General features: G+C 68.1%; 17 protein-coding genes. 7 read left to right on the forward strand and 10 right to left on the reverse strand.

Features of this window, described 5'->3' with window-relative positions; genetic code table 11:
- Positions 1-35: 35 nt before the first annotated feature.
- The 7 genes from OCT48_RS11175 to asd all read right to left on the reverse strand — a co-directional run bounded on the left by OCT48_RS11175 (position 36) and on the right by asd (position 9,155).
- Complete coding sequence (locus tag OCT48_RS11175) at positions 36-692, reverse strand: phosphoribosylanthranilate isomerase (RefSeq protein ID WP_263589234.1); 657 nt, start codon at positions 690-692, stop codon at positions 36-38.
- Positions 685-1,620, reverse strand: coding sequence for a tRNA pseudouridine(38-40) synthase TruA (gene truA / locus OCT48_RS11180; protein WP_263589235.1), 936 nt, complete (start codon positions 1,618-1,620; stop codon positions 685-687). Before truA ends, OCT48_RS11175 begins: the two co-directional genes overlap by 8 nt.
- Before the next feature lie 7 nt (positions 1,621-1,627).
- Positions 1,628-4,225: a FimV/HubP family polar landmark protein gene (locus tag OCT48_RS11185; protein WP_263589236.1), complete on the reverse strand. Its 2,598-nt coding sequence runs from the start codon at positions 4,223-4,225 to the stop codon at positions 1,628-1,630.
- Positions 4,226-4,729: 504 nt separating this feature from the next.
- On the reverse strand, positions 4,730-6,013 hold the full coding sequence (locus OCT48_RS11190; RefSeq protein WP_263589237.1) for an arylsulfotransferase family protein: 1,284 nt from the start codon (positions 6,011-6,013) through the stop codon (positions 4,730-4,732).
- Positions 6,014-6,046: 33 nt separating this feature from the next.
- Positions 6,047-7,516 carry a sulfotransferase gene (locus tag OCT48_RS11195; RefSeq protein WP_263589238.1) on the reverse strand — a complete coding sequence of 490 codons (1,470 nt, stop codon included), beginning with the start codon at positions 7,514-7,516 and terminating at the stop codon, positions 6,047-6,049.
- Entirely contained in the window at positions 7,516-7,788 is a 273-nt protein-coding gene (locus tag OCT48_RS11200; RefSeq protein ID WP_263589239.1) for a hypothetical protein, read from the reverse strand. The genes OCT48_RS11195 and OCT48_RS11200 overlap by 1 nt, the downstream gene beginning before the upstream one ends.
- A 254-nt stretch (positions 7,789-8,042) precedes the next feature.
- Complete coding sequence (gene asd, locus OCT48_RS11205) at positions 8,043-9,155, reverse strand: aspartate-semialdehyde dehydrogenase (protein ID WP_263589240.1); 1,113 nt, start codon at positions 9,153-9,155, stop codon at positions 8,043-8,045.
- 253 nt (positions 9,156-9,408) lie between these two features.
- Here asd and OCT48_RS11210 point away from each other — a divergent pair.
- Positions 9,409-10,262 (forward strand): IS5 family transposase gene (locus tag OCT48_RS11210; protein ID WP_263589241.1). Its coding sequence is split into 2 segments (ribosomal slippage): positions 9,409-9,751 and positions 9,751-10,262, totalling 855 coding nucleotides; the frame shifts between segments, so codons are not numbered across the junction.
- 129 nt (positions 10,263-10,391) lie between these two features.
- On the opposite strand, the gene leuB is transcribed toward OCT48_RS11210, so the two are convergent.
- From leuB to leuC, 3 genes are all read right to left on the reverse strand, one after another.
- Positions 10,392-11,471, reverse strand: a complete 1,080-nt coding sequence (gene leuB, locus OCT48_RS11215; protein ID WP_263589242.1) for a 3-isopropylmalate dehydrogenase — start codon at positions 11,469-11,471, stop codon at positions 10,392-10,394.
- Positions 11,472-11,652: 181 nt separating this feature from the next.
- A complete protein-coding gene (leuD, locus tag OCT48_RS11220) occupies positions 11,653-12,297 on the reverse strand; it encodes a 3-isopropylmalate dehydratase small subunit (protein WP_263589243.1) in 645 nt (214 codons plus the stop codon).
- Between the two features lie 3 nt (positions 12,298-12,300).
- Positions 12,301-13,758 carry a 3-isopropylmalate dehydratase large subunit gene (gene leuC, locus OCT48_RS11225; RefSeq protein WP_263589244.1) on the reverse strand — a complete coding sequence of 486 codons (1,458 nt, stop codon included), beginning with the start codon at positions 13,756-13,758 and terminating at the stop codon, positions 12,301-12,303.
- Between the two features lie 445 nt (positions 13,759-14,203).
- On the opposite strand from leuC, the gene OCT48_RS11230 reads away from it, so the two are divergent.
- The 6 genes from OCT48_RS11230 (at position 14,204) to OCT48_RS11255 (ending at position 21,017) form a co-directional block, all read left to right on the forward strand.
- Entirely contained in the window at positions 14,204-15,100 is an 897-nt protein-coding gene (locus OCT48_RS11230) for a LysR family transcriptional regulator (RefSeq protein WP_263589245.1), read from the forward strand.
- 188 nt (positions 15,101-15,288) lie between these two features.
- Positions 15,289-16,446: an aromatic ring-hydroxylating oxygenase subunit alpha gene (locus tag OCT48_RS11235; RefSeq protein WP_263589246.1), complete on the forward strand. Its 1,158-nt coding sequence runs from the start codon at positions 15,289-15,291 to the stop codon at positions 16,444-16,446.
- Positions 16,443-17,210: an SDR family NAD(P)-dependent oxidoreductase gene (locus tag OCT48_RS11240; protein ID WP_263589247.1), complete on the forward strand. Its 768-nt coding sequence runs from the start codon at positions 16,443-16,445 to the stop codon at positions 17,208-17,210. The genes OCT48_RS11235 and OCT48_RS11240 overlap by 4 nt, the downstream gene beginning before the upstream one ends.
- A 35-nt stretch (positions 17,211-17,245) precedes the next feature.
- The gene (locus OCT48_RS11245) at positions 17,246-18,184 is read left to right on the forward strand and encodes an ABC transporter substrate-binding protein (RefSeq protein ID WP_263589248.1); all 939 of its coding nucleotides are present in this window, start codon (positions 17,246-17,248) and stop codon (positions 18,182-18,184) included.
- Positions 18,185-18,391: 207 nt separating this feature from the next.
- Positions 18,392-20,056: a choline dehydrogenase gene (locus OCT48_RS11250; RefSeq protein ID WP_263589249.1), complete on the forward strand. Its 1,665-nt coding sequence runs from the start codon at positions 18,392-18,394 to the stop codon at positions 20,054-20,056.
- A 10-nt stretch (positions 20,057-20,066) separates the two neighbouring features.
- Positions 20,067-21,017 carry a PDR/VanB family oxidoreductase gene (locus OCT48_RS11255; RefSeq protein ID WP_263589250.1) on the forward strand — a complete coding sequence of 317 codons (951 nt, stop codon included), beginning with the start codon at positions 20,067-20,069 and terminating at the stop codon, positions 21,015-21,017.
- Positions 21,018-21,043 lie beyond the last annotated feature (26 nt).

Here is a 21,043-nt window from a genome sequence, read left to right on the forward strand (position 1 = left end):
GTGTTGGGGGTTTTGGAAGACACGGTGGTGCGGGCTCAGCCGTCGGTGCGGCACTCGTCGGCGCGGCGCACCGCCTGCCGGAAGGCCGCCATCAAGGCGGCGTCCTTGCGCCCGGGCGCGGCCTCGATGCCGCCGGAGACATCCACCGCGTAGGGCCGGACCACCGCGATGGCCTCGGCCACGTTGGCCGGTGTCAGGCCTCCGGCGAGGATAACAGGTTTTGCCAGGCTTGCGGGGATTCGCGACCAGTCGAAGGTCTCGCCGGTGCCCCCCGGCAGGCCGGGACGATAGGCGTCGAGCAGCAGCGCGCGGGCCTGGTGATAGTCGCCGGCCGCGGCAGGCAGGTCGAGGCCGTCGCGCATGCGCAGGGCCTTGATCCAGGGGCGTCCGGCGGCGGCGCAGGCGGCCGGCGATTCCTCGCCGTGGAACTGCAGCAGGTCGAGATGCTCGGCGGCCCTCGCCACCAGGTCCGGCTCGGGGTCGACGAAGAGTCCGACCCGGGTCACGAAGGCCGGCACCCGGGCGCTCAACGTCGCCAGGCGTTCGAGGCCCACGGCCCGCTTGCTGCCGGACCAGAGCACGAAGCCCAGGGCATCGGCGCCGGCGGCCACGGCGGCGTCCACGTCCTCGGGGCGTGTCATGCCGCAGAACTTGATCCGGGTGCGCCCCGGGACACGTCCGTGCTCAGTCATCGCCGTCCTCCCCGGCCATGGCCGCCTGCGCCACCGGGCGGCCGCGGCGAAACTCGACCATCGGGCAGTCCGGCAGCGGCCGCTCGCCGGTCCACTCGCCCAGGAAGGCCAGCAGGTTGGGCCCCAGCGGCTCCCGGGGCAGGCCCCAGGCCTCGTCGTAGAGGGAGTCGACGAAGTGCAGGCCGCAGGCCGGGGCGGTGACATCCCCCAGGGTGCGATCCCGCAACGCCAGCAGCCGCGCCAGATAGTCGACGCCCTGCTCGCCGCGGCCCACCGAGACCAGGGCACCGACGATGTTGCGGATCATGTGATGCAAGAAGGCATTGCCCTGGACATCGACCACCACCAGTGGGCCATGCCGATGCACCTCGATGAAGTGCAGGTGACGCCACGGCGTCTTCGACTGGCAGCCCGCGGCGCGGAAGCTGGAGAAATCGTGCTCGCCCACCAGCACCTGGGCCGCCACATGCATGGCCTCGGCATCCAGGGGATCCCGGCACCAGGTGACATTGGCGCGCTCCAGCACCGGTCGACTGGGCTGGTTGAGGATCACGTAGCGGTAGCGCCGGGCCAGGGCCTTGAAGCGGGCATGGAAGTCGTCGGGCACCGGCGTGACCCAGCGCACGGCGACGTCGCGCGGCAGGTTGGCGTTGGCGCCGAACACCCACGCCTTCTGGGAGCGCGCCGCCGGGGGGTCGAAGTGGACGACCTGGCGGGTGGCGTGGACACCGGAGTCGGTACGCCCGCTGGCGTGGACCTTGACCCGGTCACCGGCCACCCGGGACAGGGCGGTCTCGAGGGAGGCCTGTACCGAGGCGGCATGCTTGAGGCGCTGCCAACCGCAGTAGGCAGTGCCGTCGTATTCCACTGCCATGGCCAGGCGGCCGGTCAGTGGGTGATGTTCATCGAGCCGTTGGAAAAGGGTCATGCGCACGTCATGGCTGGTGGCGGTCGAGCAGTTCGCGGGCCTCCTCCCTCGCTCCGGCGTCATGGGACGCCTCGAGCAAGCGTTCCAGCAGGATCCGGGCCTCGCGCACCTCGCCGAGATCGAGCAGGTGGCGGGCCTCACCCAGGGTCGCCGTGGAGGACGCCGCGCCGGACGAGGCCCCATTATCCCCGCCAAGGGGCGGAAACGCCACCTCCTCCACCTCCCAGCGGGAAGGATCGCGAGACGACTCGCGAGACTGGGCGTCATCGTCCTCGCTCGGCGCCTCCCGCCCTGCGGGGGTGAAGTCCACGCCCGGCTGCATGGGCGTCTCCTGGCGCACGGGCGTCGCTTCATCGAGAGACGGCGGGCGATAATCGATGATCTCGCGCCCCTCCTCGCTGGTGCGGCTTGTCACCTGAGGCATCGGCGGCTCCTCGTTCCCGGTGTCGGGCGTCGAGGAGGGCTCGCTCGACGGCCCGGGCGGCGGAGCGCCGAACGCCTCGTCCCGGCCTGTCGGGACCGGCTGGTCACGCCCCTCGTCCTCGGCGCCGGCGTCGACTTCGGGAGGGCGATAGCGGGCCAGGTCATCGGGTTCGCCGTCATCCGCCGCGGGCGGTGCCCGCGAGGCGTCGCGAGCGGCCTCGCCGTCGCTCGCCGGCGGGCCCGCCTCCTCCTCACTCTCGGGGGCATCGGGGTCGCCGAAGACCCGGGGCGGCAGCTCACTCGGCTCCGGGAAGACGGCACGCTCGCCGGCGGGACTGGCGGCGGGGGCGGCATGGCGGGCCATCAGGCGCTCGACCTCGGCCCGGGTCGCCGTATTCCCGGATTCCCGGAGGCGCTGCGCCTCCTGGCGGGCCGCCGGCCGGTCCCCCTGCTCCAGCTGCACCTTGAGCAGCTTCAGGCGCAGGTCGTCGCGCTCCGGCTCCCGGGCCAATCCCGCTTCCAGCAGTTCGCGGGCCTGGTCGTAGCGGCCATAGGCGATGAAGATATCGGCCTCGTTGATGGCCTCGGCCTCGGGCATGGAGGCCCGCACCGCGTTGGCGGGGGGCCGCTCGGGCGCCGCGGCCGGCGTGGGCGGGGTGCGCCCTTGCGGGGTGCCACCGGACGGCTCGGCCACCTGCACCTCGCCGAAGGGGAAGGCCGGCTCCTCCTCTCGACGCCGACGTCGACGCACCAGGCCCCACAGCGCCAGCAGGGCGGCCAACCCGGCACCGCCCAACAGCAAGGGTCGCTCGGTCGCGCCCTGGTAGAGGGCGCCCCACCAGGGCGGGGACGCATCGGCGGGCTCGCTGCCGGGCGACACCACGCCACCGGCCCCGGCACCGTCGACGCCGCTGCCGCCGGCCGCCAGCGCCTCGACGCGCTGGCGCAGGGCGGCGAGTTCGCCACGCAGGTCACCGACCTCCTCCTCCAGGGCGTCGCGCTCGGCCTGCACCGCGGCCAGCGCCTCTCGGTTCTCCTGCCAGCGCCGCTCGAGGCGCAACAGTCGCTGATCCTCGCTCAGCTCGCCGGTGCCGGTGATGGCCGCGAACACGGAGGGATCCAGCCGCTCCCTTGGGGCCGCCTGCTGGCCATCGCCCTGCCCGCCGTCGCGGGCGGGCGCGGTGTCGGCCCTGCGGCCGTTACCGAGGCCGGCGGCCGCGGCCTCCGCCTCGGTGAGCAGCGTGAGCCGGGGGCCGCTGTCGGCGGCCTCGGCACGCCGGGTGGCGATATCCGCCGCCTCGTCGCCCACCGATGGGGCAGCCGCCTCCACGGCCGGCGTCTCGGCCCCGGCCACGGCTGTCGGCTCGGTTTCCGCCGAGAGCGGCACCTGGGCCGGCGCCCCGCTGCCGCGATTGGCCCAGGCCTGGTTCATGGCCTGGACGAGGTCGGCCGCCGCCTCGGACGAACGGGCGGCGATGGCCTCGCGGGGCGGCACCACGAGGGTGACCCCGGCGCGCATCTGGTTGATATTGCCGGTGGGGAACACCTCCGGATTGGCCTCCACCAGGGCCAGCATCATCTGGTTCATGCCGATGCCGCTGTCCGGACGCAGGCGACCGGCCACCGCCCAGAGCGTGTCCCCGCTGCGCACCCGGGCGGGATCACGGGGATCGGCGGGCATCGAGGGCGCGACGGCCCGGCGGCTCGCGGGAGCCGATGTCGAGGTGGCCTGGGTGACCCGGGTGTCCTGGCCGGGACGCGACGAGCCGATCAGCACCGGCATCGCCGCGTAGTTGGGCGGGTCAAGCAGCAGGGTCACCTCGCGGAACTGCCGCCCGCCCGGCCAGTCGAAGCGCAGCAGCAGGTCGAGCCAGGGTTCACGCACGGCACGCTCGGTGGCGAGGTCGAGCACCAGCTGCCCCTGGCGACGGCTGACCTCGAGCTGGACACTGGCCGCGAGCGGCGTGCGCGTCAGGCCGGCGGCCTGGTAGGCCCCCGGATCGGCGACCGAGGCATTGAGCAGGCCGGCCTCCAGGCCCGCCGTATCGGTCAGCGGAATGCTGGCACGCAGCGGCGCATTGAGCGTCGAGCGCACCTCGACATCGCCCAGCCCCAGCGCCAGCGCCTGCGCACTGGCGGCGGAGAGCGAGAGCAGCATGGTGAACGTCAGCTTGCGTTTCATGAGTTCCCTTGCGTCTTGTAAGCGGCCATCCCTCCGGCAACGCGCCGATGTGAATCAAGGAGATGGCATGATCACTGTGTATCATATTCCACTCGTTGGCGTGCTACGCATGACGCAGGGCACGCCTCATGCTTTCAACGTACTTCATTCATGTGCGGGGTGCCCGTCTCGCCACTCACGTAACCTTCAGCGGAGGCACGTCCACGCCGACGTCGGGCCCGGGCTGGCCGACGTGGGCGTGTTGCAAAGCGTATCGATGACTGACGGGCGCCCAGGCAGCCAGCTGGTACGCTCCCGGGTGGAGCCGCAGATGGAGCAGCGCAGGCGTCGGTATCGAGAAGGGCTTGAGGAACGGGAATGATGCCTTTCAGAGCAGGCAGAGCGCGCGGCATCCATGGCAGCGACGGTCCCCGTGAGCAGACGATTGGGGGACCATCGCTTATAAGGAGGCCCTGCGTTGAGACTCGCCGGCGGGCGTCAGCGAGGTTCGTGACTCACCAATGCTCAGCGCGTGTTGCAATCGGGGACTCCGCTCTTGAAACTGTTCTTGAAAAAGTCTTCCGGAACGAAGCGGGCTTCGGTGATGATCAGGTTCTTTTCGGCATCCCAGACCATGTGACGTTCCCAAACCAGCTTGCCCTCCGGCGTGACTTCGAGAACACGTCCACCCTCCGCTTCGGCGAGAAGGATGTTGCCATCCGGCAAGGTTTGATGCTTTCCACGACGCCAAGTATAGAACGGCACCTCCTCCGAGCCCACGAACACCGTCTCGACGTCCGCTCCGTCGACAGGGCGAACCCGGCGAATCTTGCTGGACCCGGTGCCGGTGCCATTATCGAAGACAGTGATCGTGCCGTCGGGTTCGAAATCGGGGTCGTGCTGCTTGAACCACGGGCCATGTTGCCACCATTTCATGCGCCCGCTCTCGGGCTCGACGACGGCGACCAGGTTGAGCTCCCTGAGACTGATGAGTACGTCACCTGCCTCGAACATCGGAAAGGCGCTGGCCATATCGCCACGCAGAGGTTCGGCATCGTTGATGTGGAACGGGTCTAGCAGGTAGCTGATCTCCTCGCTGGCGTCTTCGGGACTGCGCGTCCGGATATTGAACATTGCCTGGTGCGCGCCGTCATCGACGGTGGTCATGTCCTCTTCGATATCCAGCGAATGCAGAAGCTCGCCGGAATCTTCGTCGATCCAGGCCACGCCGTTTTTCAGAAGAGTGACGAGGCGCCCTTCGCCATCACGCGAGATGGAATGATGAAAAATGTCATTCCGTGTCCAGATTGGCTTTCCGCAGGCATCGATGCGTGCAATGACATTACCCGCATCGAATGTCAAGGCGAGGGAGCCGTCCTTGAAGACCTCCATCCCATGCAGCATGACATTCTGGGGTTTATGCTCACTATCGAGCCATTCGTAGTGCACCGGCCATCGGTGCACTTCCTCCCCTGCTCTGTCATACAGATGGACCACATGGAATGACTCATCCTGCTGCTCGCTCAACCCCGCAACGAGGACATACCCTTCCCTGGATGGCCCGCCTGAAAAGCCGCGTTCCGGCCCCGTATTGACCCCCCCGGGATCGACCAGATGCCGCGTGGGCTCCAGCGCGAGGTCATTCTTCCAGTTCGCTGCGACATCGAACAACGTCTCTTGCGCCAGCTTGATCTGTGGCGCCGGAAACCAGCCTCGCCAGGAGGAAACGGTGCCATAGACCATGGCAATGATCGCCAGCGACACCACGAACACGATCAGACCAATACGATCCCACAACGATGATTTCACTGAGTAAACATCCTCATTGTCCGCGGGACCCGGTTACAGCGCCCGCTCAAGCAGAGCCGCATGAAGCTCATTAGCGCGTCGCACGAGATCAGCCGAGGCATCCGGCAATCGAGGCGGAGAGGCTGGCGCGCGGAACATGCTGGACGCAGCGAGGAAACGGTCCCGATCATGAATATCAAGCGCTTCAGCGAGTCGTGGAAGCTGAATGTCGGGACGACTACTGAGCGCAACATGGTCGATAAAAATCGCCTCCTCCGGGGCGGTATGCAGGACATGTTCATAGGCGGCGATCCAGTAGCGTAACCAGTAATCGACATGCTCTGCCCCCTCCGCACTCTCCGGGGCACCCGGAAAGGCGACAGGCCTGAGTGCGGCACCAAACTCGAAATGCCCTATTCCCTCCATGTATTGCTGCGCGAAGCGATCGCGGGCGTGGAGATCGCTGAAACGGGCATGCTGACGCTTCAGCGATGCGACCTGTGAGGCTGGATCACGGATGGGGATCAGCATCTGCGCCTCAGGAAAGGCGGCAGAAAGCAGCGGCAACCGCGCAATACTGGCGTTGTTCTTCGACACATAGCGTTGTGCGTCAGGCGTGCTCGCCACGAGTTTCTGCATATGACGGGAGAGGAACGCCTCGAATTCGGCATCCCGATCCGTGGCCTCCCAGAGCCCGATCCAGTCATTTTCGTAGCGCTCGCGCCAAAAGGCCATCCAGATCATTTCTTCGAAGGCCTCGGGGCTGTCGAAATCAACGGCGATTCCGTCACCATGGGCGCGTTCGGCCTTCTCGCCAGCCTTGCGGAACATGCTCGAGAAGCGTCCCCAGAGTAGCGGGGCCATGGTGAAGGGCATGTTGCGATAGGTGGTGGAAGCGAATTCCTTCTGCCGGGCCAGCAGCTCCAGCAGAATGGTCGTCCCGGCGCGTGGCAGCGAGGTGATCAAGAGCGGCCGTCCGGTTCGGGTCGCTGCGATCTTGTTCCGCCATAACCGATCCTCGATCGACGACAGCGAGATCTGCAGCCCCGGCGACGAAAACGCATAATTGTGCAGCGCCTTGTCGAGTGTCGAATAAGGCACTTCCTCCCGGGTGGTTGCGCCTTCCTTGTTGGCAGCGCCGGTTCGCCCACCCAGCCTGCTGAAGACGAACCATAACGCCACAGCACCAACGGACGACCACAGGATGAAGGGCCAACTCGTGGCAGTCGCCATCGCCTGATCGAGACTGAACAGTCCGAACAGGGCGCCACCTGCCACAAAAAGCGTCGCGCACAAGCACGCCGCCAAGCCGATGGCAACCAGGATCACGAAGCTTTTCAATAGCGACAGCGAGGCACGCTGGACGTGTCGTTCCTTGACGTCATCGCTCAAATCAGGATCTGCGATCACTCCAATCGCGTCCTGTGCGGTCCTTACGGCATGGGCAGCGTGGCGCTGTACTTCCAACCCGCGCAAGACAGCGATGAAGGCGACGAGCCCCGCGACGAGGGCTACCAATGCCATCAGTGGGTATTGCCGGAGTCGTCGATGCCATCACGTGAGTCGGTCGCGACTCGCGCATCACCAGTACGCGCCGCGCGCTTTTTCCGCATCACGCGCTTCAGCGGGTACCAGACGAAGCCGACCACGGCCAGCAGGACCGCAGCGATCACTGCGACCATCGTGCCGATGGCGGTAAGACCAGCTCCCGGTCCCACATAGGCAAGCGTCGGAACGGTGTATGCACTTGCAGCGACGAACAGCAGACAAGCAAGGCGGGAAGCCCGTGTGAACATGGTGTCTCTCCCTAGAACTGGAACTGAGCCACCCTGCGTACAGCTGGTTATTATGTGGACGAACTGATTTGTGGACACTGGCGGTGAATAGCGGGTTCCCGACGCCCCTGGTAAAAATGTTATTGAACCGTAACAGAATTTTCGGAGCCCCTCCCCTCGATCCGGTGGCCAGCCGAGATCCCGCCCAACGAAAACGCGGGACGCCTCCCCGAGGGGAGGCGTCCCGCGTCCGGTGAATAAGGCCTCAGGCCTTGTTATTGCTCGCGCAGGATCTTGAGCATCCGCTTGAGCGGCTCGGCGGCCCCCCACAGCAGCTGGTCGCCGACGCTGAAGGCGGACAGATACTCGCCGCCCATGGCCAGCTTGCGCAGCCGGCCCACCGGCACGTCCAGGGTGCCGGTGGCGACGGCCGGGGTCAGGCCGTCGATGGTGGCGTCCTTGTCGTTGGGGATCAGCTTGACCCAGTCGTTGTGGGTCGCGATGCGCTCTTCGATCTCGTCGAGCGGCACGTCGTGCTTGAGCTTGATGGTGAACGCCTGGCTGTGGGAACGCATGGCGCCGATACGCACGCACAGGCCGTCGATGGGCACCGGGTTGTCCTGCAGGCCGAGGATCTTGTTGGTCTCGACGTTGCCCTTCCACTCCTCGCGGCTCTGGCCGTTGTCGAGCTTGGAGTCGATCCAGGGCAGCAGGCTGCCGGCCAGCGGCGCACCGAAGTTGTCGACCGGGAAGTCGCCGCCGCGCATGGCCGCGGTGACCTTGTGGTCGATGTCGAGGATGGCGCTGGACGGATCACTCAGCTCACCGGCCACGCTGTCCCGCAGCGCGCCCATCTGGTTGAGCAGCTCACGCATGTGCTTGGCACCGGAGCCCGAAGCGGCCTGATAGGTCATGGAGGTCATCCACTCGATCATGTCCGCCTCGAAGAGCCCGCCCAGGCCCATCAGCATCAGGCTGACCGTGCAATTGCCACCGCAGAAGGTCTTGGTGCCGCGCGCCAGCTGCTCGTCGATGACCTTGCGGTTGACCGGGTCGAGCACGATGGTGGCGTCATCCGCCATGCGCAGGGTGCTGGCGGCGTCGATCCAGTAGCCCTTCCAGCCACCGCCCCGCAGATCCTCGTAGACCTTCTTGGTGTAGTCGCCGCCCTGACAGGTGACCACCACGTCCAGGGCCTTGAGGGCCTCGATGTCGAAGGCATCCTTCAGCGGAGGCACGTCCACACCGACGTCGGGCCCGGCCTGGCCGACCTGGGAGGTGGTGAAGAAGACCGGCTCGATGCCGTTGAAATCCCCGTCTTCCACCATCCGCTGCATGAGCACGGAGCCCACCATGCCACGCCATCCGACGAAACCGACTTTCAACATGTGAAGTCCTCCAGAAAAGAATGAACCCATGAGTATACAGGAAGCGGAGCCGCTGATAAGCGGCCAGGCCCGTAGGGGGCAGGGCAATCGCAGTTGGGTGGCGAGGGGCGCCGGGAACAGGTCGTAGAGGGGGTCCTACGCCAAGGATGGCGTCGGTAGCGCCCAGGGAGGGGTTCACAGCGCCCCCTCCTAGGCTTTGTCCGAAAACTCGAATTTGCTAATGTCACCTATGCCTCAGCAGCATAGGTGACCCATGGCAGGACGCTACGAGATCTCCGACAACGGCTGGGCCCTCATCGAAGACATCGTCTCGCCGCCGCAGAGGACGGGCCGTCCCCGTCGCGATGACCGCCAGGTGTTGAACGGCATCTTCTGGATCCTCTGCTCGGGCGCCAAGTGGCGAGACCTGCCAGAGCGCTACGGCCCCTGGAAGACCGTCTATGACCGTTTCCGTCAGTGGCGCGATGATGGCACCTTCGAGGCAATTCTGGCGCGCCTCCAACTTCGCCTGCGAGAGGATGGCCTGATGGATCTGGACACCTGGATGATCGATTCGACATCGATCCGCGCCACCCGGGCCGCCTCTGGGGGCGGCAAAAAGGGGGACAGCACGAACCCGTAGACCATGCCCTGGGACGGAGTAGAGGCGGCCTGACGACCAAGATCCACATGCTCTGTGACCGGCATGGTTGGCCGCTGACCTTCACGCTGTCGCCGGGACAGGACTCGGATACGCGGCACTTCATTCCCACCATGGAGAACGTTCATCTGCCTGGGGCCAAGGGCAGGCCTCGCAAGCGTTGCCGCTTCATCGTGGCGGACAAGGGCTACGATAGCGACCCGCTTCGCCGCTACTGCGACCGGCATCGCATGAAGCCGATCATTGCCCGGCGCAAGATGAAGCGAAAACCGCGCCCTGGTGCTCCGAGGGGCTTTGACAAGCCCCGGTATCGGGAGCGAAACATCATTGAGCGCTGCTTCGGTTGGATCAAAGAACTACGCCGGGTCTGCACCCGTTACGACAAGTTGGCCAGCAGCTTCCGGGCCATGGTATGCCTGGCGTGCATAGACCGCTGCCTACGTGCCGACTTTCCAGACAGAACCTAGACCTGTCGCCGGATCAGCCCCGAGTGGCAACGCTAACTGCGATAGCCCTGCCGTAGGGGGATAAGCGTCAGCGCATCCAGCGGGGGCGCTGCCATCGTAATGGATGCGCTCGCAAGCTCGCTTATCCCCCTACTGCGCCTCGAAGGCCGCCAGCACGGCATCGCCCATGGCTTCGGTGGTCACCGTCTCGGTGCCGGTCGAGGCGATGTCGGCGGTGCGCAGGCCGTCGTCGAGCACCTGGCCCACGGCGGCCTCGATACGCTCGGCCATCTCGGCCTCGCCCAGCGAGTAGCGCAGCATCATCGCCACCGAGAGGATGGTCGCCAGCGGGTTGGCGACGTTCTGGCCAGCGATGTCCGGGGCGCTGCCGTGGCAGGGCTCGTACATGCCCTGGCCGGACTCGTTGAGCGAGGCCGAGGGCAGCATGCCGATGGAGCCGGTGAGCATCGCCGCGGCATCGGAGAGGATGTCGCCGAACATGTTGCCGGTGACCACCACGTCGAACTGCTTGGGCGCGCGGATCAGCTGCATGGCGGCGTTGTCGACGTACATGTGCGACAGCTCGACGTCCGGGTACTCCGGCGCCAGCCGCTCCATGACCTCGCGCCACAGCATGGTCACCTCGAGCACGTTGGCCTTGTCGACCGAGCAGAGCTTCTTGCCGCGCTTCTGTGCCATCTCGAAGGCGACCCGGCCGATGCGCTCGATCTCGGCCTCGGAATAGACGTAGGTGTTGTAGCCGACCCGCTGGCCGTCGCGCTCCTCGATGCCCCGCGGCTGGCCGAAGTAGATGCCGCCGGTGAGCTCGCGCACGATCATGATGTCGAGTCCCGCGACCAGCTCGGGCTTGAGGCTGGAGGCCTCGGCCAGTTGAGGATAGAGCAGTGCCGGACGCAGGTTGCCGAACAGCCCCAGTTCCTTGCGCAGGCCCAGCAGGCCCTTCTCGGGGCGCTTGCTGATGTCCTCGAGCTTGTCCCACTTGGGCCCGCCCACCGCGCCGAGCAGGATGGCGTCGGCGGCGCGTGCCTTGGCCAGGGTGCTCTCCGGCAGCGGCGAACCCTCGAGATCATAGGCGGCACCGCCGACCGGCGCCTCCTCGACCTCGACATCCAGCCCGCGGGCCTGGCAGGCGGCCAGCACCCGGCCGGCCTGGACAGTGATTTCCGGGCCGATGCCGTCGCCCGGGAGAACCAGAATCTTGCGTGTCATCGTGTCTTCCTTGTGTCCTTACAGCCGGGCAACGAAGGGGCGCCGGGGGCAGGCCGAAGAGGAGGTCCTACGCCAGGGATGGCGTCGGAAGCGCCCAGGGATGGGTTCACAGCGCCTCCTCGCAGGCCTGCCGCCGGATCAGCCCCGTCATCCGGCCGATAGCAGCGTGAATACGTCGGGCTTACGCTTCGCGGAACAGCCAGGGCCGCGCCTCGCGATGCTTCTGCTCGAAGTCGCGAATGGCATCCTCGTTCTGCAGGGTGATGCCGATGTCGTCGAGCCCCTCGAGCAGGCAATGCTTGCGGAACTCATCCACCTCGAACTCGAGGATCTCGCCGGACGGCGTGATGACGCGCTGGTGCTCGAGGTCCACGTCGAGCCGGTAGCCCTCGTTGGCCTCCACCTCGGCGAACAGCCGGTCGACGACGCTCTCGGGAAGCGTGATCAGCAGGATGCCGTTCTTGAAGGCGTTATTGTAGAAGATGTCGGCGAAGCTCGGCGCGATCACCACCCGGAAGCCGAAGTCGGCCAGCGCCCAGGGCGCATGTTCCCGCGAGCTGCCGCAGCCGAAGTTCTGGCGGGCCAGCAGCACGCTGGCGCCCTGGTAGCGTGGCTGATTCAGCACGAAGTCGGGATTGAGCGGGCGGCTGGAGACGTCCTGGCCCGGCTGGCCCTCGTCGAGGTAGCGCAGCTCGTCGAAGAGGTTGACGCCGAAGCCGGTGCGCTGGATCGACTTCAGAAACTGCTTGGGAATGATCAGGTCGGTGTCGACGTTGGCGCGATCCAACGGCGCGACCAGGCCGTCGAGGCGTTCGAATTTCTGCATGGCTCAGGCCTCCTGCTGCTGGGTGGCGTCGTTGGCGGCGTCGCCGAAGTCGCGAACGTCGACGAAGTGGCCGGCGATGGCGGCGGCGGCGGCCATCGCCGGGCTGACCAGGTGGGTGCGCCCGCCGTAGCCCTGGCGCCCCTCGAAGTTGCGGTTGGAGGTCGAGGCGCAGTGCTCCCCGGCACCCAGCTTGTCGGCATTCATGGCCAGGCACATGGAACATCCCGGCTCGCGCCACTCGAAGCCGGCCTCGAGGAAGATCTTGTCGAGGCCTTCCTCCTCGGCCTGGCGCTTCACCAGGCCGGAGCCCGGCACCACCATGGCCAGCTTGATGGAATCGGCCACCTTCTTGCCGCGGGCCACCTTGGCCGCCTCGCGGAGATCCTCGATGCGCGAGTTGGTGCAGGAGCCGATGAACACCTTGTCGAGGCGGATGTCGGTGATCTTCTGGCGGGGGGCGAGCCCCATGTACTCCAGTGCCCGGCTGATGCCCGTGCGCGCGGTGTCGTCCGCGGCCTCGGCCGGGTCCGGCACCTCGCCACCGATGCCGGCGACCATCTCGGGACTGGTGCCCCAGGAGACCTGCGGCTCGATCTCGCTGGCCTCGAGAGTCACCACCTTGTCGAAGGCGGCGTCGGCGTCGGAGACCAGCTCGCGCCAGTCGGCCACCGCGGCATCCCACTGCTCGCCGGCGGGGGCGTAGTGACGGCCCTCGAGGTAATCGATGGTGGTGTCGTCGACGGCGATCAGGCCGACCCGGGCCCCGGCCTCGATGGCCATGTTGCAGACCGTCATGCGACCTTCCATGGACAGCTCGCGGATGGCACTGCCGGCGAACTCGATGGCATAGCCGGTGCCGCCGGCGGTACCGATCCGGCCGATGATGGCCAGCACGATGTCCTTGGCGGTGACGCCGGCGCCGAGGGTCCCCTCCACACGCACCTGCATGTTCTTCATCTTCTGTGCCAGCAGGCACTGGGTGGCCAGCACGTGCTCGACCTCGGAGGTGCCGATGCCGTGGGCCAGGGCCGCGAAGGCACCATGGGTGGCGGTGTGGGAGTCGCCGCAGACCACGGTCATGCCCGGCAGGGTCGCGCCCTGCTCCGGGCCCACCACGTGGACGATGCCCTGACGGGGATCGTTGATGCGGTATTCCTCGATGCCGAACTCGTTGCAGTTGTCGTCGAGCGTCTGCACCTGGATCAGCGACACCGGATCCTTGATCCCGGCATTGCCCTCGGCACGTTCCTTGAGGGTGGTCGGCACGTTGTGGTCCGGGGTCGCCAGGTTGGCATCGAGGCGCCATGGCTTGCGCCCCGCCAGGCGCAGGCCCTCGAAGGCCTGGGGCGAGGTCACCTCGTGGAGCAGTTGGCGATCGATATAGATCAGTGCGGTGCCGTCGTCGCGCTCCTTCACCAGGTGCTGCGACCACAACTTGTCGTAGAGTGTCTGGCCTGCCATCTCGTTCTCCCGGGCCCTTGGGCCCTTTTATGCTCATGCTTAATCCGGTCGACCTTGGAATGCCGCTCGAACCCCTGAGTTCACCGGTATCGTGGCTTTCCCGGCGGCAGGCCTACGAGGAGGCGCTGTGAACCCATCCCTGGGCGCTACCGACGCCCTGCGGCGCTCTCGCGTCCCGCTCCGCTTGCAGGTCCGGTGCTGGCCATCCATGGCCAGCCCGTTCGGAGCCGTGCTCCTCACCCCTGGCGTAGGACCTCCTCTTCGACCTGCCCCCGGCGCCACTCGGGCGAGTCGCCTTCCGCAGTCATTTTGGCCCTTGGCCCTTGGCCCTTGGCCCTCGGCGCTTTTCCCGCAGTGTCACGCGACGAGCACATAAAAGCAATTCATGTTATTTATTCAATGGATTCCTTTCGGGAATACTTGTCGAGCCCCAAGAGGACACGCCATGGACACCCAGAGCCTGCAGGCCTTTCTCGCCGTGGCCGACACCGGCAGCTTCTCCCGTGCCGCGGAGCAGCTGCACCTTACCCAGCCCGCGGTGAGCAAGCGCATCGCCGTGCTGGAAGGCCAGATCGACGCCCGGTTGTTCGACCGCATCGGCCGGAAGGTGGCGCTCACCGAGGCCGGCCGGCTGCTGCTGCCCCGGGCGCGGCAGATCCTGGTGATGGTGGACGACAGCCGGCGGGCGCTGGGCAACCTGGAGGGCCATGTGGCCGGCAGCCTGACGCTGGCCACCAGCCATCACATCGGCCTGCACCGCCTGCCGCCGCTGCTCAAGGCCTATACCGGCCAGCATCCGGAGGTCCGGCTGGACCTGCATTTCCTGGATTCCGAACAGGCCTATCAGGGCGTGCTGGACGGCGAGCTGGAGATCGCCGTGGTGACCCTGGCCCCGCACCCGGACGCCCAGCTCGAGGTGGTGCCGGTGTGGATCGACCGGCTGTGCTTCGTCTGCGCCCCGGACCATCCCCTGGCCGGCAGGGGGCGGCTGGCGCTCCACGAGCTGTGCGACTTCGACGCCGTGCTCCCCGGTCCCATGACCTTCACCCGCGGCCTGATCGAGGGTCGCTTCGCCGCCGCCGGCCTCACCCTGCCCGTGGCGCTCTCCACCAACTACCTGGAGACGCTGAAGATGATGACCGCCATCGGCCTCGGCTGGAGCCTGCTGCCGGAGGGTCTGGTGGCCGGGGAGCTGCATGTCCTCGCGGTGGATCATCCCCCCATCCAGCGCCCCCTGGGCTACCTGGTGCATCGCAGCCGCACCCTGTCCAACGCCGCCCGGGCCATGCTGAGCCTGCTCGACCAAGCCAGGGAGGACGCGGCCAGAGACGGGGAGCATTGATGCCGCTTAACATCAAAAATTACTACCCGACACCATCCCGAATTATCACTATATATGATTTTTAGCGGCGCCATTACGACGCTTTATATCAATTTCCCGCCCAAGAGCGTGTCGTAAAACCTCATGCCGCGCCGCTACCGCCAGCCTAGCCTTGTGCCCATTACATCCCCTGATGCACGAGGTGAACCATGTCACAGACGCCCCAGGCCTGGGCCGCCCAGCGTCCCGAAAACGCCCTGACCCTGCCCTCCCGCTACTTCTATGACCCGGCGCTGTTCGAGACCGAGCGCGAACGCATCTTCATGGGCGCCTGGCATTTCGGCTGCCACGTCAACGAGCTCGACCGGCCCGGCGCCTTCGTGGTCCGCGAGATCTTCGACCAGAGCGTGATCCTGATGCGCGACCGGGAAGGCGAGCTGCATGCCTTCCACAACGTCTGCCAGCATCGCGGCAACCGCCTGCTGAACGAGACTCGCGGCGTGCAGAAGGGCGTCATCCGCTGCGCCTATCACTCCTGGTGCTACGGCGCCGACGGCCGTCTCAAGGCGGCGCCGCGCAGCGACCGCATCGAGGCCTTCGACGTCGACGACTACCGGATCCCGCCGGTGCGCCTGCAGGTCTTCGCCGGCAGCGTCTACTTCAACTTCGATCCCGACGCCGCGGACATGCATGACCTCTTCCCCGGCGCCGAGGCGGCCATCCGCGACGCCATTCCCAACCTCGACGAACTGCGCCTGATCCAGGAGGACGACGTCATCGTTCCGGCCAACTGGAAGGTGATCATGGACAACTCCATCGAGGGCTACCACTTCCAGCTCTCGGGCCCCCATCATGTCGACCTGGCCTCCTTGATCGACTTCTCCGGCTACAAGCTGCGCCACCACGACAACTGGTGGACCTATGGCGCCCCACCCAACCGCCAGGCCACCGAGGCCTATGGCGCGTCCATCGGCCGCCCGGTGGAGGACGGCGACGGCTTCTTCAACATCGGCCTCTGGCCGCACAACACCTTCTACCAGTTTCCGTTCTCCCAGTGCATGGGCACCTTCATGATCATCCCCCTGGATGCCGAACGCAGCATCCTGCGCTTCGGCTACTACAGCGCCCATGCTCCCGAGGCCCTGCCCGAGGTGACCCGGGCGAGCATCCGCTGGATGAACGAGGACCTGGGGCCGGAGGACATCGAGCTCAACGTCACCACGCAGAAGGGCCTGCGCTCGCTGGGCTACGACCAGGGCCGCTACATGATCGACGCCAAGCGCAGCAACGAGAGCGAGCACCTGGTGCTGAACTTCCATCGCCTGGTGCACCGGGCCCTGCATGGCGAGGACGGAGCCGAGGCATGAGCGCCTCTCGCCCCTTCGCCGGCAAGCGCGTGCTGGTCACCGGCGGCGCCCGGGGGATCGGCGCCGCCACCGCCCGGCGCTTCCTCGAGGAGGGCGCGACGGTGGCCGTCGGCGCCCGGCGGGCGGCCTCCATCGACGCCTTCCGCCACGCGCTGGGCGGCGAGGCCGAGGTGGTCGCCGCCCCGGGCCCGCTGGAGGACCGCGCCTCCTGCGCCGCCGTGGTGGAGGCCGCGGCGGCCGGCCTCGGCGGGCTGGACATCCTGGTCAATGCCGCCGGCGTCTTCGAGGAGGTGCCCTTCGAGGCGGTCACCCAGGCGCACTGGGACGCCACCATGGCGGTCAACGTGGCCGGCACCTTCTTCACCCTCCAGGCCGCCCTGCCCCACCTGGAGGCGGCCTCCGGCAACGCCGTGAACCTCGGCTCCGACGCCGGCCTGATCGGCTTCCCGCCGAGCAGCGTCTACTCCGGGGCCAAGGCGGCGGTGGTCAACCTGACCCGGGCGCTGGCCCTGGAGCTCGCCGGGCGCATCCGCGTCAACTGCGTCTGCCCGGGCAACGTCGCCACCGAGATGATCGACGCCGCCGCCGAGGCCAGCGGCGACCGCGAGGCCTACCTGGCCGCCGCCCGGGCCCGCGCGCCCCTGCAACGCATGGCCCGGCCCGAGGAGGTCGCCGACGCCGTGCTCTACCTGGCCTCGCCCCGGGCCGGCTTCACCCATGGCGCCATCCTCTCGGTGGATGGCGGCGGGGTCTGTGGCTTCTGAGCCGCAGTTAGACAACAACACGAGGAGATTTCCCCATGACGAAGCATCCCCACGCCCTGCGTACCGGCCTGCTGGCTACCGCCCTGGTCGCTTCCCTGCCCGGCCTGGCCCAGGCCGCCGAGGTGAACTTCGCCACCCCGCCCTGGCCCGGCGCCACGGTCAAGACCGAGGTGGCCAGCCAACTGCTGGAGCGCCTCGGCTACGAGACCAGCGTCAAGGAGGCCAGCACCGCCATCATCCTGGAGGGCCTGGTCGGCGGCGACATCGACGTCGACATGGCGCTGTGGCGTCCCTCCCAGAGCGGCATGCTCGACCCGCGCCTGGAGACCGGCGAACTGGTCGAGGTGGCGCAGAACATCCAGGGCGCGCGCTTCAAGCTCGCCGTCCCCGGCCACGTCTGGGAGGCCGGCGTGCGCTCCATGGCCGACCTGGCCGAGCATGCCGAGCGCTTCGACCACAGCCTCTACGGCATCGAGCCCGGCAACGTCGGCAACGAGATCATGCAGGACGCCATCGACGCGGACACCTACGGGCTGGGCGACTGGAAGGTCGTGGCCTCCAGCGTCACCGGCATGCTCTCCCAGCTCGAGGCCAACATGGGCGGCGATCGCTGGACCGCCTTCCTGGGCTGGGAGCCCCACTGGATGAACGTCGTCTACGACGTGCACTACCTGGAGGACCCCGAAGGCCTGTGGGGCGGCGCCAGTACCGTCTCCACCGTGGCCAACGCCGACTTCCTCGAGCGCGAGCCCAACGTCGCCGCCTTCCTCGAACGGATGGTCGTCCCCATCGAGGTGCAGAACGCCTGGGTCCACGAGTTCAGCCGCGAGGAACGCCCCCTGGAAGCGGTGGCCGGCGACTGGCTCGACGCCAACCCCGAACTGGTCGGCGAGTGGCTCGAGGGCGTGACCAGCGCCGACGGCGCCACGCCGGCCCTGGAGGCCTATCTGGACGCCTACCTGGCCGACCGCTAAGGAAAGGCTGATTTATTGCTGCGCTCGATATCCTGGCCGCCGGCGGTACTCACAATCCTCATTGAGCAATCTGTCAACTCCGGTTGCTCCGTTCCGGCGGCCAGCCTCTCATCGCTCACGACATAAATCAGCGCTTTCCCACGCCCCCAACCCCAACTCCCCGCGATGCCGGGTGCCGGACGCGCCCGCCTCACTTCTGGAGTCACGATGAACCTTACCCCTGACTACGACTACATCATCGTCGGCGCCGGCTCGGCGGGCTGCGTGCTCGCCGACCGCCTGACCGCCGACGGCCGGCATCGGGTCCTGCTGCTGGAGGCCGGCCCCCAGGACCGCTCCTGGACCATCCACATGCCGGCGGCCATGGGGGCGGCCATCGACGGCCCCCGCTTCAACTGGCACTACTGGTCGGGACCCGAGCCCCACCTGGACGGGCGGCGCATCGCCACGCCCCGGGGCAAGACCCTGGGCGGCTCCTCCTCGATCAACGGCATGGTCTACATCCGCGGCCACGCCCGGGACTACGATGCCTGGGCCGAGGCCGGCTGCGACGGCTGGGACTACGCCCAGGTGCTGCCCTACTTCAAGCGCGCGGAATCCCATGCGCTGGGCGGCGACGACTACCACGGCGACGGCGGCCCGCTGCGGGTCAGCCCGGGGAATCCGTCCGACCCGCTGGCCCGGGCCTTCCTGGAAGCCGGGGAGCAGGCCGGCTACGGGAGAAGCGCCGACGTCAACGGTTACCGCCAGGAAGGCTTCGGCCGGGTCGACCGCACCACCCACCAGGGCCGGCGCTGGAGCACCGCCCGGGGCTACCTGGCCCGGGCCCGGACGCGCCCCAACCTGACCGTGATCACCGGCGCCCTGGCCGAGAAGGTGATCCTCGAGGGCAGCCGCGCCCGGGGCGTGGCCTATCGCCGCGGTACGGACCGGATCGAAGCCCGCGCCACCCGGGAAGTGATCCTCGCCGGCGGCGCCATCAACAGCCCCCAGTTGCTGATGCTCTCCGGCATCGGCCCCCAGGACGAGCTGGAGCGCTGGGGGATCGCCGAGGCCCACCGCCTGGAGAGCGTCGGCCGGCGACTCAGCGACCATCCCGACACCGTGGTCGCCTACCGCTGCCCCAGGCCGGTGTCCCACGCGCCCTGGACCCGGGCGCCGCGCAAGTGGTGGCTGGGCATGCGCTGGTTCGCGGATCGCGGCGGGCTGGCCGGCACCAACCTCTTCGACGCCGGCGCCTTCATCCGCTCCCGGGCGGGGGTCGAGCACCCCGACCTGCAGCTGACCTTCATGTCCCTGGCCGTCGAGCCCGGCACCGTCGACTCCCTCAAGGAACACGCCTTCCAGGTGCACATCGACCTGATGCGTCCCACCAGCCTGGGCCGGGTGCGCCTGGCGGATACCGACCCGTCGAAGGCGCCGGAGATCGTCTTCAACTACCTGGCCACCGAGCGCGACCGGGCCGACATGCGTGCCGCGGTGCGCCTGGTCCGCGAGCTCATCGAGCAGCCGGCTTTCGACGGCCTGCGCGGCGAGGAGATCACCCCCGGCGCCGATTGCCAGAACGACGAGGCCCTGGATGCCTGGGCCCGGGCCACCACCGAGACCGGCTACCACGCCGCCGGCACCTGCAAGATGGGCCCGGCGACCGATCCCGAGGCGGTGGTCGACCCCGAACTGCGGGTCCACGGGCTCGAGGGCCTGCGCGTGGTGGATGCCTCCATCATGCCGACCATCGTCAGCGGCAACACCAATGCCCCGACCGTCATGATCGCCGAGAAGGCCAGCGACCTGATCCTCGGCCACCCCGCCCCGGCGCCCAGCGAGGCCCCGGTGTGGATCCATCCCGACTGGCAGAACCAGCAACGCTGAGGAGGCCGCCATGTCCGATCGCCTGTCGTTGATCCTGACCCGACGGCGCCGCCTGGCCCCGGCCATCGTCGAGCTGACCCTCGAGGCCGAGGACGGCGCGTCCCTGCCGCCGGCCCCCGCCGGCGCCCACCTGGAGCTGGAACTCCCGGGCGGCCTGGTCCGCCATTATTCGCTGCTCGACGACGGCAGCGAGGGCCGCTACCGCCTGGGCGTACTGCGCGAGACCGACTCCCGGGGCGGCTCGGCCTTCCTGGCCGATGAGGCCCCGGCGGGCCTGCGGCTGGCCGCCTCGCTGCCCCGGGACCGCTTCCCCCTGGACGAGACCGGCTGCCGCCAGGTGCTGATCGGCGGCGGCATCGGCATCACGCCGCTGGTGGCCATGGCCCGGCGGCTGTGCGCGCGGGGCGTGACGCCGGAGGTGCACTACCTGGTGCGCCGGGAAGCGGACGCCGCCTTCGCCGAGGAACTCGCCGGCCTGCTGCCCGAGGGCGCACTGCGCCTGCACGTCTCCGCCCGGGACGGTCGCGCCGAGGTGGCCACCCTGGTCGGCGAGGTGGACGCCGACACCCGGGTGCATGCCTGCGGGCCGGAGGGCCTGCTCGCCGCCCTGGAGGCCGAAGCCGCCGCCTGGCCGGCGGGTTGCCTGCGCCTGGAGCGCTTCCGGGGCTCGGCACCGGACGCCACGCCCCGGGACGGCCACTGCGAGATCGTGCTCGAGCGCAGCGGCAAGACCCTCACCCTGGCCCCCGAGGAGACGCTCCTCGAGGGCCTCGACCGCGCCGGCGTGGCCCCGCCCACCCTGTGCGGCGAGGGCGCCTGCGGCACCTGCGCCTGCGGCGTGATCGAGGGCGAGGTGGACCACCGGGACGTCCTGCAGTCCGACGCCGAGAAGGCCGCCAACGACACCCTCTACGCCTGCGTCTCCCGCCCCGCGGGGGCGCGCCTGGTGCTCGACCTCTGAATACCCGACCCAAGACGACGAGGAAC

Source organism: Halomonas sp. M4R1S46 (genome assembly GCF_025725685.1).
In the GTDB taxonomy this organism is placed as follows: domain Bacteria; phylum Pseudomonadota; class Gammaproteobacteria; order Pseudomonadales; family Halomonadaceae; genus Halomonas.

What these genes read in the sequence shown, in the direction of transcription:
- OCT48_RS11175 (WP_263589234.1), bottom strand. Translation starts at nt 692, where the DNA reads ATGACTGAGCACGGACGTGTCCCGGGGCGCACCCGGATCAAGTTCTGC.
- truA (WP_263589235.1), bottom strand. Translation starts at nt 1,620, where the DNA reads ATGACCCTTTTCCAACGGCTCGATGAACATCACCCACTGACCGGCCGC.
- OCT48_RS11185 (WP_263589236.1), bottom strand. Translation starts at nt 4,225, where the DNA reads ATGAAACGCAAGCTGACGTTCACCATGCTGCTCTCGCTCTCCGCCGCC.
- OCT48_RS11195 (WP_263589238.1), bottom strand. Translation starts at nt 7,516, where the DNA reads ATGGCATTGGTAGCCCTCGTCGCGGGGCTCGTCGCCTTCATCGCTGTC.
- OCT48_RS11200 (WP_263589239.1), bottom strand. Translation starts at nt 7,788, where the DNA reads ATGTTCACACGGGCTTCCCGCCTTGCTTGTCTGCTGTTCGTCGCTGCA.
- asd (WP_263589240.1), bottom strand. Translation starts at nt 9,155, where the DNA reads ATGTTGAAAGTCGGTTTCGTCGGATGGCGTGGCATGGTGGGCTCCGTG.
- leuB (WP_263589242.1), bottom strand. Translation starts at nt 11,471, where the DNA reads ATGACACGCAAGATTCTGGTTCTCCCGGGCGACGGCATCGGCCCGGAA.
- leuD (WP_263589243.1), bottom strand. Translation starts at nt 12,297, where the DNA reads ATGCAGAAATTCGAACGCCTCGACGGCCTGGTCGCGCCGTTGGATCGC.
- leuC (WP_263589244.1), bottom strand. Translation starts at nt 13,758, where the DNA reads ATGGCAGGCCAGACACTCTACGACAAGTTGTGGTCGCAGCACCTGGTG.
- OCT48_RS11230 (WP_263589245.1), top strand. Translation starts at nt 14,204, where the DNA reads ATGGACACCCAGAGCCTGCAGGCCTTTCTCGCCGTGGCCGACACCGGC.
- OCT48_RS11235 (WP_263589246.1), top strand. Translation starts at nt 15,289, where the DNA reads ATGTCACAGACGCCCCAGGCCTGGGCCGCCCAGCGTCCCGAAAACGCC.
- OCT48_RS11240 (WP_263589247.1), top strand. Translation starts at nt 16,443, where the DNA reads ATGAGCGCCTCTCGCCCCTTCGCCGGCAAGCGCGTGCTGGTCACCGGC.
- OCT48_RS11245 (WP_263589248.1), top strand. Translation starts at nt 17,246, where the DNA reads ATGACGAAGCATCCCCACGCCCTGCGTACCGGCCTGCTGGCTACCGCC.
- OCT48_RS11250 (WP_263589249.1), top strand. Translation starts at nt 18,392, where the DNA reads ATGAACCTTACCCCTGACTACGACTACATCATCGTCGGCGCCGGCTCG.
- OCT48_RS11255 (WP_263589250.1), top strand. Translation starts at nt 20,067, where the DNA reads ATGTCCGATCGCCTGTCGTTGATCCTGACCCGACGGCGCCGCCTGGCC.